General features: G+C 35.9%; 10 protein-coding genes. 7 read left to right on the forward strand and 3 right to left on the reverse strand.

Going from position 1 to position 12,562, the window contains the following annotated elements; genetic code table 11:
• Window positions 1-59: 59 nt before the first annotated feature.
• Both HMPREF2864_RS09375 and HMPREF2864_RS09380 read right to left on the reverse strand, forming a co-directional pair.
• Window positions 60-1,598, reverse strand: coding sequence for a bifunctional metallophosphatase/5'-nucleotidase (locus HMPREF2864_RS09375; protein ID WP_002460364.1), 1,539 nt, complete (start codon window positions 1,596-1,598; stop codon window positions 60-62).
• 16 nt (window positions 1,599-1,614) lie between these two features.
• Window positions 1,615-3,138, reverse strand: coding sequence for a DNA-binding protein (locus HMPREF2864_RS09380; RefSeq protein WP_070545475.1), 1,524 nt, complete (start codon window positions 3,136-3,138; stop codon window positions 1,615-1,617).
• A gap of 246 nt (window positions 3,139-3,384) precedes the next feature.
• Between HMPREF2864_RS09380 and HMPREF2864_RS09385 the strand changes: the two genes are divergently transcribed.
• From HMPREF2864_RS09385 to HMPREF2864_RS09405, 5 genes are all read left to right on the forward strand, one after another.
• Entirely contained in the window at window positions 3,385-4,338 is a 954-nt protein-coding gene (locus tag HMPREF2864_RS09385) for a phosphate/phosphite/phosphonate ABC transporter substrate-binding protein (protein WP_070545477.1), read from the forward strand.
• 125 nt (window positions 4,339-4,463) lie between these two features.
• Window positions 4,464-5,237, forward strand: coding sequence for a phosphonate ABC transporter ATP-binding protein (phnC, locus tag HMPREF2864_RS09390; RefSeq protein ID WP_002460368.1), 774 nt, complete (start codon window positions 4,464-4,466; stop codon window positions 5,235-5,237).
• A 1-nt stretch (window position 5,238) separates the two neighbouring features.
• The gene (gene phnE / locus HMPREF2864_RS09395; RefSeq protein WP_002492572.1) at window positions 5,239-6,045 is read left to right on the forward strand and encodes a phosphonate ABC transporter, permease protein PhnE; all 807 of its coding nucleotides are present in this window, start codon (window positions 5,239-5,241) and stop codon (window positions 6,043-6,045) included.
• A complete protein-coding gene (phnE, locus tag HMPREF2864_RS09400) occupies window positions 6,042-6,872 on the forward strand; it encodes a phosphonate ABC transporter, permease protein PhnE (protein ID WP_002478658.1) in 831 nt (276 codons plus the stop codon). Before phnE (HMPREF2864_RS09395) ends, phnE (HMPREF2864_RS09400) begins: the two co-directional genes overlap by 4 nt.
• 535 nt (window positions 6,873-7,407) lie before the next feature.
• Window positions 7,408-8,688 carry an O-acetylhomoserine aminocarboxypropyltransferase/cysteine synthase family protein gene (locus HMPREF2864_RS09405; protein WP_070545480.1) on the forward strand — a complete coding sequence of 427 codons (1,281 nt, stop codon included), beginning with the start codon at window positions 7,408-7,410 and terminating at the stop codon, window positions 8,686-8,688.
• Between the two features lie 368 nt (window positions 8,689-9,056).
• On the opposite strand, the gene HMPREF2864_RS09410 is transcribed toward HMPREF2864_RS09405, so the two are convergent.
• A complete protein-coding gene (locus tag HMPREF2864_RS09410; protein ID WP_002460375.1) occupies window positions 9,057-9,512 on the reverse strand; it encodes a DUF1307 domain-containing protein in 456 nt (151 codons plus the stop codon).
• A gap of 165 nt (window positions 9,513-9,677) precedes the next feature.
• Between HMPREF2864_RS09410 and HMPREF2864_RS09415 the strand changes: the two genes are divergently transcribed.
• Window positions 9,678-10,754: a M42 family metallopeptidase gene (locus HMPREF2864_RS09415; protein WP_002478655.1), complete on the forward strand. Its 1,077-nt coding sequence runs from the start codon at window positions 9,678-9,680 to the stop codon at window positions 10,752-10,754.
• Between the two features lie 234 nt (window positions 10,755-10,988).
• Entirely contained in the window at window positions 10,989-12,536 is a 1,548-nt protein-coding gene (locus HMPREF2864_RS09420; RefSeq protein WP_002460377.1) for an AbgT family transporter, read from the forward strand.
• The last annotated feature ends 26 nt before the right edge of the window (window positions 12,537-12,562 follow it).

Below are 12,562 nucleotides of genomic sequence, written 5' to 3' on the forward strand. Positions count from 1 at the left end.
CAATATAGAGTTCATAGCCTAAAACATAATGATGTCCCAGGCTCATAGTTATTACTGAATTATATTTCTACTTTAAAATCCACAACTTGTGGCATGTTATTTAAATTGTGGTGTGTTAGATAATCGATTAATAGCTGTGCACCCTCCACTTGTATATCTTTAACCACCTTTGCTTCTGCAAACATGTTATAATCACCGCCACCTACAGCACGATAATTGTTTACACAAACGGTATAGATCTTATCTTCGACTAATGGCTGTCCTTCCACTTTAATATCATGCACGCGATGCCCCATAGGCTCGCTCACTTTAATATTATATGATACGCCTCCAAATATGTCATAGTTATAATGTTGCGGTTTAGGATTTAAAAACGTGTCATTAATACCTACATCCCCGCTGTCCGTAAGATCAAAATAGCGTGCTGATTGTTCTAATGCTTCACGAATGCCCTTACCCGTCATCTCTAATACTTTAAACGTATTTGGAAACGGATAGTTATTGATAATATCACGCATTGTAATGGTCTTATCAAAGCCAGTCGCAGAATCAAATAATGCCGTACTTGCTATTTGAGCGCCGCTTGTTTGTAATAATGCATGTAGTAACACATTAATAAAAGGGTGCGGTGCAATTCTTGCAGTAAATGGCTCGTCAACAATCATATTCTGCTGAATTTCAGCAATCGGCGTATCTAACCACGTGTCCACATCACTTATTAATTGACTATCTTTATCGATTAATTTAAAAGCGCTGTCATCGTGCACTGGCAACAGTTCACTTGTACGCTGAACCAATTGTCTTCGATCATTGAATGTTAGCGTAACTTTACCAATTTGTGTCGCACGTGTTCCTGGTTGTAGAATAACTGTATCGTGCTTGATAGCAGCAATTTCACGGTGTTGATGCCCCGTAATAAGCACGTCAATGTCCGACCCAAAGCGCTGCAATATCTCAGACGCTTCATTTTCTCCAGTTAATACTTCAGTTGGTTGATACGTGTCAATGTTACGTTCAAAGCCCCCATGATAACTAACAACCACGATATCAGCCTGTTCACGTACTTGAGGTAATATGTCCTCTAACGTTTGAACTGCACTATTAAATGTTAAGTGTTGAATATACTCTGGTCGTTCCCAATGTGGAATATATTGTGTCGTTAAACCAATAATACCAATATTGTATCCTTGCTTCTTAATATACATGATTCCTTGTTCTGTTAATGGTTTATTATCTTTTAAAATATTGGCACAAAGGATTGGATAATTTAAGCGATTGATACTTTGAGTTAAATAGTTGAGACCATAGTTAAATTCATGGTTTCCTAATGTACCAAAGTCAAAACCAATACGATTATAGATATCCGTCAATGGCTTGCTAGAATGTATATGTGTAGCAAGGTAATGACAAAAAGGTGAACCTTGTAAAAAATCACCATTATCTATTTTAAAGCTAGCATCATAGCGCTGACGATCTTGTTCAATTATGTGGTTCGCCAATAATAGCCCCATCGGTTTATAACCTTTTGTCTGTTTAAAATCTGTTGGGAAAATATAACCATGTATATCACTTAAAATGTAAAATGCAAGTTGTGTCATCGCATGTTGTCCTCCATTACTTCAATTTTTCAGTTTTAAGGGTTTTATCTCCTTGCTTTAACCGTATATTAGCCCCTTTTAAAGACTCCGTTACCTTTGCTGAAATCGTCACTGAAGCTGTGCCATCTTTATTGACTTTAATGGTTGGAAGTGAACCATAGCCGATATTACTATATGATTTACCATCCGTTGAAAATTGACCGATTTGTTTACCACCATCTTGATAAATTCCTAATTTCAAATTATCTAATGCTTGGTTAGCCGGTAATTGTGACAAATTGATCGTGATGTTAAATGGCGTGTTAGTTTGCACATCTTTAGGAATAGCAAAGGCTACATTTTGCACAGCCGGTTGGTCTCCTGGTTGTTTATCACCATCATCTTTAGTAGATTTTGTACTGCCATAACTACCAGGCGCAAACGTTGATCGATCGTACCAATGATAACCTTCAGGTGGTTGTGACCATGGTTCTTTTTGCGGTTCTGTTGAATTTTGTGGCTGTTCAAAATCATGTAACACAGTCGCTTTATCTAATTTTACACCACTTTTAGCTAAATTCGGTGTTGCTTCTTTCTTACTTAACCAAGAAGTTAAGTTATTCAACAATTGTGCGTTATCTTCTTCTTTAAAACCATCATACGTTTTCTTTGTTTTACCCGTGTCTTCACGTAAATATTTTGGAGAACTGTCTTCTACCAATGAGGAGTCTCCAATAAAGGCAGCTTTTCCTTTACCTACCTTTGCAATAGCAATATAGGCACCTTCAGCTTTACCTCCACCATTATAAACACCTTGGTCAACTGCATGACTCCATTTCGCATTGTTACCTAAGTGATCAGGTGTGTATACAATTCCTTTTGCTTTTTTAGGATCTGTAATAGCAAGTGTTGAACCAGCATGCATAGACACAGATTTAACGCCTTTAGTAATGCCAAAACTTTCATCGCTTGAGACAAGATTAGATGTATTCAAATCCCCTAAAGCATTATAACGGAAACGCACACCAAAATTTTGGGCTAACCAGTCTGAGCTTGAAACACCTGCCATTGCTTTAGATTGTTTCTCTCCTTGATCCATATCCTTGGTCATATCCGCATAGGCACCACGACGATAGCCATTCATAGCTTCAGAAGAATCTATGCGGTTTAAATTTCTATCTGCATTGTAATGGTCAGAGATAAAAATGATACTTCCACCATGATTTACAAAATTCACAATGGCTTGTTGTTCAGTCGTCTTAAATGGAATATTCGCTTCTGGTATAACTAAAATATCACTATTTTTTAATGACTCTTGGCTAATATTTGCTTCCCCATCTAGTGATTTAACAGCAAAACCTTGTTTCTTCATTGAATCCGCATAATCAGAAAAACCACCATCAATAACCCAATCAGCCGCGCCAGCAGTTTGTCCATGAGAATTATCAAATAGAACTGTGCGTGAAGCTGTATTCGTTTCAGCTGCTTGTGTAGATGGAAACATGGATAATGCTAATGCTGAGGCAACTATAGTAGAGCTTACAACTTTTATCATTTTCATACTTGTCTAACTCCTTTTATTAACTTATTTTCACATACCAGCAGTATATTAAAAATCACACACAAACGGGTTACTATTAATGATATTTTATATATCTTTACCGATTTTAAATAATTTTTATTTAATTTTAACAAAAAGTTAACGAAATCTACACATAACATATAGTATAGTGTGCTACTCTATAATTGTCGATATTAAAGACATAGATACATATTGCAAAATAGTGAATGGGGGCAATGTTATTATATGAAACACGTTAAATATCTTCTACTACTCGTGTTATCGGTGGTTATCTTTGCAGCTGCTTGTGGAGGTAACAGTTCTTTAGATAACAATTCCAAAAGTTCCAACTCAGAATCAGGCAAAGGTAACTACAAACCAAAAGAATTAACGGTCCAATTTGTACCATCTCAAAATGCGGATAAATTAGAAGCAAAAGCAAAACCACTTGAAAAGCTACTATCCAAAGAATTAGACATTCCAGTAAAAGTATCCGTATCTACAAACTACAACACGATTGTTGAAGCGATGAAATCGAAAAAAGTCGATGTTGGTTTCTTACCACCAACAGCATACACATTAGCACATGATCAGAAAGCTGCTAACTTGTTATTACAAGCACAACGCTTTGGTGTGAACAAAGATGGATCACCTACGAAAAAGCTTGTTAAGGACTACAAATCAGAAATCTTAGTTAAAAAAGATTCAGGCATTAAAAGCTTAAAAGACTTAAAAGGGAAAAAAATTGCATTACAAGACGTCACATCTACAGCTGGTTATACTTTCCCAATTGCTACATTGAAAGAAAAAGCTGGTATTGACGCAACAAAAGATATGAAAATCGTCAATATGAAAGGTCATGACCAATCGATTATTTCATTATTAAATGGCGATGTGGATGCTGCGGCAGTATTCCAAGATGCACGTAATGTCGTTAAAAAAGACCAACCAAATGTATTCAAAGATACAAAGATTTTAGAATTAACAAAACCAATTCCAAACGATACAATTTCAGTTAGACCAGATATGGATAAAGATTTCCAAAAAAAATTGAAAAAAGCATTTAAAGATATCTCAAAAACTAAAGAAGGTCATAAAATCATCAGTGAAGTATATTCACATGAAGGATATACAGATGCGAAAGATTCTGACTTCGATATTGTTAGAGAATACGAGAAAAAAGTAAAAGATATGCAATAATTGGTTGTTATTTTCTACTGAATCATAGATAAAGAACGTCAATTGAAAAGCTAAGCCAAATTTTGGCATAGCTTTTCTTTATAACTTTATACAAAGTGAACCTTATTAGAGAAAGGTGTTATAACATGAGTCAAATAGAGTTTAAAGATGTGAGCAAAGTCTATCCGAATGGACATGTCGGCTTGAAAGATATTAATTTAAATATCGAAAAAGGAGATTTTGCAGTCATCGTTGGATTATCAGGCGCAGGTAAATCTACACTACTACGTTCTGTCAATCGCCTACATGATGTCACATCAGGGGATATTACAATTGAAGGAAAATCAATTACACAAGCAAAAGGAAAATCACTACTGTTGATGCGTCGTAATATCGGCATGATATTTCAACATTTTAACTTAGTAAAACGCTCTACCGTATTGCGTAACGTCTTAAGTGGCCGAGTTGGTTATCATCCTACCTGGAAAATGATTTTAGGCCTATTTCCTAAAGAAGATAAAATAAAAGCAATGGATGCATTAGAACGCGTCAATATTTTGGATAAATTTGATCAACGCTCGGATGAACTATCAGGTGGTCAACAACAACGTATTTCGATTGCGCGCGCGCTCGCCCAAGAACCTTCTATCATTCTAGCGGATGAACCAGTTGCTTCACTTGACCCACTAACAACAAAGCAAGTAATGGATGATTTAAAGAAAATCAATGAAGAATTAGGTATTACAATTTTAATTAATCTTCACTTTGTCGATTTAGCGCTAGAATATGGTACGAGAATTATAGGGTTGCGCGATGGTGAACTCGTATATGATGGTCCCGCTGAAGAAGCCACTGAAGAAGTATTTAATGAAATCTATGGTCGTCAATTAAAAGCCGACGAAAAGCTAGGAGTGAATTAAAATGACATCTCCAGCTACATCTACAAATAAATATGATAAATATTTAAATAAAAAACTATCATTAAAGACAAGCTTTTCTATACTAATCGTTGCCATCTTAGTCATTTGGAGTTTCGTGTATACGGGCTTTAGCTTCTCGGATTTAATGGTGGGTGTGCCTCAAATCGGAGACTTTTTCAAACAAATGTTTCCTCCTGAATGGAGTTATTTAAAAGCAATTTGGCAACCAATGTTAGATACGATTCGCATGGCAATCGTTGGGACATTTTTAGGTGCTATCGTTTCTGTTCCTATCGCATTAATTTGTGCCAGTAATATTATCCGTACAAAATGGATTACCATTCCTGCACGATTTATTTTGAACATTGTTCGAACAATACCTGATTTATTATTAGCTGCTATCTTTGTTGCTGTATTTGGTATTGGTCAAATTCCAGGGGTACTTGCCCTATTCATCTTAACAATTTGTGTTATAGCTAAGTTATTATACGAAGCAATTGAAACCATTGAACCTGGCCCAATGGAAGCCATGACTGCAGTTGGCGCAAATAAAACTAAATGGATTGTTTTTGGCGTCGTGCCACAAATTATTTCTACATATTTTTCATATGTATTATTTGCATTTGAAATTAATATTCGCGCTTCTGCTGTATTAGGACTGGTTGGCGCAGGTGGTATTGGCTTGTTCTATGACTCAACACTCGGCTTATTCCAGTACCCTCGTACAGCTATGATTATTTTATTCACTTTAGTCATTGTTGTTATTATTGACTATGTGAGTTCGAAAGTGAGGGAACAACTCGCATGACACACGAGCCACAAACTTTTCAATCACCTAAATATAATTTAAGCACTAAGAGACAAAAGCAACGTGTGATTAAACGCTGGGTTATCGCCATCGTGGTTGCCCTCATTGTGATATGGGGATTTGCTGGTATGCCAGCCCTTGAATTGAAAAGCAAATCTGTAGAAATCTTAAAAGCAATTTTTTCAGGATTATTCCATCCAGATTTAGGATATATTTATATACCTGAAGGAGAAGATTTATTACGCGGTCTGCTAGAAACCTTTGCCATTGCTGTCATTGGTACTTTTATTGCGGCAATTATTTGTATTCCATTCGCATTTTTAGGAGCCAATAACTTAGTCAAACTACGACCAGTGACAGGCACAACGAAATTTATTTTAAGTGTTATTCGTGTCTTCCCTGAAATTGTCATGGCACTCATCTTTATTAAAGCTGTAGGGCCTGGCTCCTTCTCTGGGGTTCTTGCTTTAGGTATTCACTCAGTTGGAATGCTAGGAAAACTCTTTGTAGAAGACATTGAAAGCTTAGATTTCACTTCTGTGGAGTCATTAAAGGCAAGCGGTGCTAATAAGACAAAGACATTAGTATTTGCTGTTATACCACAAATATTACCGTCATTTTTATCATTAATTCTGTATCGTTTTGAGCTTAATTTGCGTTCAGCATCAATTTTAGGATTAATTGGTGCAGGCGGTATTGGTACACCATTAATCTTTGCTTTACAAACACGATCTTGGGATCGTGTTGGAATCATTTTAATTGGCTTAGTGATAATGGTTGCGATTGTTGATTTAATCTCCGGCGCAATCCGTAAACGAATTGTATAACTTAAAACATTGATCATATCAAGCTGGAACATAATTTCCAAGGTAATAGCACAAAGATGGTTTAAAATTAAAAATCATCTTTGTGCTTTCTTTATATTTAATACTCCTTATTTTTAGGCTCTACGTCAAAATTGTTGGCTCACCTTCTTAGGGGACAGCTTCAGCTTGTCCTGTTCCCACAGGAGTCTCGCCAAAATACGTCATATTTATATGTAATTTTACATCAACATACTTTTAAAAAATAAGGCATTTTCGTATAATTTAATAAATACCACTAAGCGAAATGAACGAAGACCCTGAAGACCCTTATGAATGATTGTAATAGGACGCAACATGTACTATTAATAAAAACTCAATTTGAATACATTCAAATGATATATGCATTTTGATGTTTCTTTTTTGTCCGAAACATTTTTCTATATCTATACATAAGTTTTAAATTCTTACAAAATAAGTTGGAATTAGTATAAGTGTGCGTTATAATAATGATGTTCTTAATTATCTGAATATTCTAATAATAAATGGAGGTCCTTCTATGACAAACCAAAATTGGCATTTTGAAACTCAAACGATACATGCCGGACAAGAGATTGACGATTTTTCAAAATCACGTGCAGTACCTATTTATCAAACATCTAGTTATGTCTTTGATAATACACAACATGCCCAAGATTTATTCGCATTAGCACAACCTGGCAATATTTACACACGTATTATGAACCCAACCCAAAATGTATTCGAAGAACGCGTTGCAGCGCTTGAGGGTGGTATTGGCGCACTGGCTACATCGTCAGGCCAAGCTGCAATTACATTGGCATTATTAAATATTGTCAATGCTGGTGATGAAATCGTTGCTTCATCTAACCTTTACGGTGGTTCATACAACTTATTAAATGTCACTTTTAAAAAGCTTGGCATTACGGTCCATTTTGTTGACCCTGACCACCCTGAAAACTTTGCAGCACAAATTAATGACAACACAAAAGCAATATATGCTGAAACGATGGGTAATCCTAAAATTGATGCATTAGATATTACAGCAGTCGCTGATGTCGCACACCAACATGGCATCCCACTAATTATTGATAATACATTCGCCTCACCATATTTATGCCGACCTTTTGAATTTGGTGCGGACATCGTGATACATTCAGCTACAAAATTTATTGGCGGTCATGGTACGTCTATTGGTGGTATTATTGTAGATAGTGGCAAATTTAATTGGGACAATGGTAAATTCCCTGGTTTAGTTGAACCAGATGAAAGTTATCACGGTGTTTCTTATACAAAAGATGTAGGTGAAGCTGCTTATATTACAAAAGCACGTGTCCAACTTTTACGTGATTTAGGCTCAGCCGTATCACCTTACAATGTGCATGAATTCTTAATTGGTTTAGAGACTTTGCATTTACGCATGGAACGTCACTCCGCAAATGCACTCAAAGTCGCACAATTTTTAGATCAACATCCTAAAGTAACTTGGGTAAATTATCCTGGTTTAGTTAATAACAAATATCATGCTTTGGCAGAAAAATATTTACCTAAAGGTCAAGGCGCCATCTTAACATTTGGTGTTGATGGTAGCGTTGAAGATATTTCACGTTTTGTCGATGCATTAGATCTTTTCTCACTTTTAGCAAATGTGGGAGACTCTAAATCACTAGTTATTCATCCTGCAAGCACAACACATTTACAATTATCTGAGGAAGAACAACGCAAGTCAGGCGTATTACCTGAAATGGTTCGTTTATCAATTGGCACTGAAAATGCTGATGATATTATTAATGATTTAGCACAAGCATTAGAAACCGTTTAAGCATTAAAATATACTAAGGTTATCTATTATAAACGTTTTTGCCATAGATAATCTTAGTTTTTCTATTTATAATCTCTAAAAATATAATGTATAAGTTATATAAAAGACTCTCCAACACGTAAATTGCAAGAAATACACATGTTGGAGAGTCACTTTAAATTTGTTTTAATTTATTTTAAATTGCCAAACGTCATTTAAGTACTTATCAAAAATAATATCTTTTTGAAATACTTGGTACATTTCTCTTTGTTGGGCCCACCCCAACTTGCGTTGTTCGCGGAAATGCTTGTCGCATTTCTTTTTGTTGGGGCCCCACCCCAACTTGCGTTGCCTGGTGAATTTCTTCTCGAAATTCTCTTTGTTGGCCCCTATTTGGTCATTTTGCTTTTTTCTTCGAAGCCTAGTTTTTTGAGGTATTTGACGCTGTTTTCCATGTTGACTTTGTGGTTGTTTTTGTCGTATGAAAATAAGTCGAAGTTGCGTTTTATTTTTTGGATATCTGCTTTGTTATAATCGATATCTACTTTTTCGTCTATTTTTTCCCGTTCACTCGTTAAACGGTAGTCGACGCCTTTAGCATTTTCTAAAGCTTTGTGTTTCTTAAATAATGCTTTTCCTTCTTTTTCTGATAAGCCCATGTCATCATATTTTAAAGTGCTTATTGTTGATTGTGATATCACTTTATTATTTTTATAGGTTAATGAAGTAATGACATGCTTACCATCAATGTCCCCTTCATATGTCTTTGTGCGCTCTTTATCACATGCTGATAAAGTCACTATTGTAATAACAACAATGGCTATCATTGCTATAAACTTCTTCATACCTTCACCTGCTCATTTTTAGTTTATTTTATTATACCACTATATAAAAAATTTAGAACTTGTATGTAATGATTATTATGCATTTTTTGAAAATTCTATATACTTTTATTTTCTAAAACAAAACATGTTACAATGTAGTTATTCCAAGCTTAGGGGGTTATACATATGAAAGCGTCGATAGAATTATTAAAGACATTAACCGATGTTAATGGTATCGCTGGTCAAGAAATGCAAGTTAAAGAAACAATGAGAGATTATCTAAACCCAATTAGTGATAGTATCATTGAAGATCATTTGGGTGGCATTTTTGGTAAAAGAGAAGCTACGTATGGAACTAAGTCGATTATGTTAGCAGGTCATTTAGATGAAATTGGCTTTATTGTTACGAAAATTGATAATGAAGGCTTTATTAAGTTTCAACCCATTGGTGGCTGGTGGAGCCAAGTCATGCTATCGCAAAAAGTGACAATTACAACGGATCAAGGACAAGAAATACGAGGCATTATTGGATCTAAACCGCCCCATGTCCTTGAAGCTGAAGAGCGTAAAAAGGCTGTTGATATTAAAGACATGTTTATTGATATTGGTGCACGCAGCCGTGAAGATGTTGAGCAGCATGGTATCGAAGTAGGAAATATGATTACGCCATATAGTGAATTTGAAACATTAGCCAACAGTAAATATTTGACGGCTAAAGCATTTGATAATCGTTATGGCTGTGCTGTAGCAGTTGAAGTATTAAAAAACCTTAAAGATGAAAACCTTGGCATTAATCTGTACGCAGGTGCTACAGTCCAAGAAGAAGTAGGTTTACGTGGTGCTAAAGTGGCAGCTCAAACCATTAAACCCGATTTAGCTATCGCAGTTGATGTATGTGTACCTTATGATATTCCTGGTATGTCGGGTCAAACAAGTGAAACCGCACTAGGTAATGGTCCTGTAGTAATTATGATGGATGCCTCAAGCATAGCACATCAAGGCTTACGTCAACATATTAAAGAAGTTGCGAAAAAGCATTATATCAGTGTTCAATGGGATACTACACCAGGTGGTGGTACCGATGCCGGTAGTATTCACGTCGCAAATGAAGGCATTCCAACTATCACAATTGGTGTAGCCTTGCGTTACATGCATTCTAATGTCTCTGTTTTACATACAGATGATTATGAAAACTCAGTTCGACTTATTACTGAAATTGTTCGTTCTTTAAATGACGAGACCTATCAACAAATTGTGTGGTAAGTTACTTGGGTCAACACGTTTGACATCCTCATACGCTGTCAGACGTGTTTTTTTAAAGTCATCTTCTTTTATATTGTTCCAAAGACCAATCATCTCTTAAAAGATTAAAATTAAATCATATTATTATGTGCTATTACACACGATAAGTAAAACAAATTATAAAATATCGGAATATTCGCTTATTTAGTTATTGTATTTGATATACTGGGTGTTATCTTAAAGGAGGATGATGACATGCCCTCAAGTGTGAAACGTAAAGAGAAAGCATCGTTTATCACAAGATTTTTAAATGGCGTGGAATGGGTTGGAAATAAACTTCCTGACCCTGCAGTGTTATTCTTTATGATGTGTGTACTATTAGCCGTAATGACTTGGGTCATTTCTTGGTTCAATGTATCAGTCAAACATCCTGGTAATGGCCATACGATTCATATAAAAAGCATCATCAGTACTGACGGTATTGCTATGATTATGAATGATGCCATTAAGAACTTTTCAGAATTTCCTGCGCTTGGACTCGTATTAGCTGTAATGATTGGTATTGGCGCAGCAGAAAAATCTGGCTACTTTGACAAGCTTTTAATATCAGTCGTTAATCATGCGTCTAAAAAGCTCATCCTGCCAACAATTATATTTATCGGTATTATGGGCAGTATTGCTGGTGATGCGACGACCGTCATTTTGCCACCCTTAGCTGCAATGTTATTCATTAAAATTGGCTATCACCCTATTGCTGGTCTAGCCATGGCATATGCTTCTTCATTAGGTGGCTTTGGCGCAAACTTAATTATTGGCATGCAAGATGCATTAGTGTATGCATTTACAAATCCAGCCACTAAAATTGTGACAGATAAAGTGAACACCAATGTTGCTATGAATTGGTACTTTATTGCCGCAAGCGTCTTTATGCTTATACCTACGTTGTATTTTACAACAACAAAATTAGTAATACCGCACTTAGGTAAATACGATGATAGTAAGGCTGAGTTAGACGATACAGACCAACCTTCATCAACGGTTACACCGATTGAACAACGTGCATTACGTTGGGCAAATATCTCATTTATCGTTCTAGTTGTCGCATTAATTATCTGCGCTATTCCTGAAGGCAGCTGGTTGCGTAATCCAAAGACAGGTAGTCTCATCGATAATTCGCCATTGATTAATGGCGTAGGATTAGTGATACTCGTCATTTTCCTGATTCCTGGTGTAATATATGGCGTCCTTAGTAAACAAATCAAATCTACTAAAGATTTAGGAAAGATGATTTCTGATTCGTTAGCTACAATGAGTTCTTTTATTCTGATCGTGTTCTTTGCTGCACAATTGCTTGCTTTCTTAAAATGGAGTAATTTAGGTGTTATCGTGGCAGTTAAAGGCGCAAATTTATTACAAGGTCAACATGGTATCGTATTAATTATCGGTATTTTAATATTAAGCGGCTTGGTCAATATGGTGATTGGCAGTGCCTCTGCAAAATGGGGTATTCTGGCACCTATCTTTGTTCCGATGATGCTGTTAATTGGTTTTCATCCTGCGTTTACCCAGATGATTTATCGCGTTGGCGACTCTATTACCAATCCAATAACGCCAATGATGCCGTATATGCCTTTACTGCTAACATATGCGCAAAAATATGATAAAAATATGAAACTCGGCTCCTTATTATCTAGCCTAATGCCATACACAATCGTCCTTTCCATTGTATGGACGCTCTTCCTCATTATTTGGTATTTACTAGGCATTCCAGTAGGTCCTGGAGGTCCAATAAAAGCAAATTAGCAGTATAATCAGTTTGGACATAAATA

The organism is Staphylococcus sp. HMSC059F04 (genome assembly GCF_001812565.1).
Lineage (GTDB): Bacteria > Bacillota > Bacilli > Staphylococcales > Staphylococcaceae > Staphylococcus > Staphylococcus lugdunensis.

Excerpts from the sequence above, each read along its gene's own strand:
- HMPREF2864_RS09410 (WP_002460375.1), bottom strand. The coding sequence starts at position 9,512 with ATGAAGAAGTTTATAGCAATGATAGCCATTGTTGTTATTACAATAGTG.
- phnE (WP_002492572.1), top strand. The coding sequence starts at position 5,239 with ATGACATCTCCAGCTACATCTACAAATAAATATGATAAATATTTAAAT.
- HMPREF2864_RS09415 (WP_002478655.1), top strand. The coding sequence starts at position 9,678 with ATGAAAGCGTCGATAGAATTATTAAAGACATTAACCGATGTTAATGGT.
- HMPREF2864_RS09405 (WP_070545480.1), top strand. The coding sequence starts at position 7,408 with ATGACAAACCAAAATTGGCATTTTGAAACTCAAACGATACATGCCGGA.
- HMPREF2864_RS09420 (WP_002460377.1), top strand. The coding sequence starts at position 10,989 with ATGCCCTCAAGTGTGAAACGTAAAGAGAAAGCATCGTTTATCACAAGA.
- phnE (WP_002478658.1), top strand. The coding sequence starts at position 6,042 with ATGACACACGAGCCACAAACTTTTCAATCACCTAAATATAATTTAAGC.
- HMPREF2864_RS09375 (WP_002460364.1), bottom strand. The coding sequence starts at position 1,598 with ATGACACAACTTGCATTTTACATTTTAAGTGATATACATGGTTATATT.
- phnC (WP_002460368.1), top strand. The coding sequence starts at position 4,464 with ATGAGTCAAATAGAGTTTAAAGATGTGAGCAAAGTCTATCCGAATGGA.
- HMPREF2864_RS09385 (WP_070545477.1), top strand. The coding sequence starts at position 3,385 with ATGAAACACGTTAAATATCTTCTACTACTCGTGTTATCGGTGGTTATC.
- HMPREF2864_RS09380 (WP_070545475.1), bottom strand. The coding sequence starts at position 3,138 with ATGAAAATGATAAAAGTTGTAAGCTCTACTATAGTTGCCTCAGCATTA.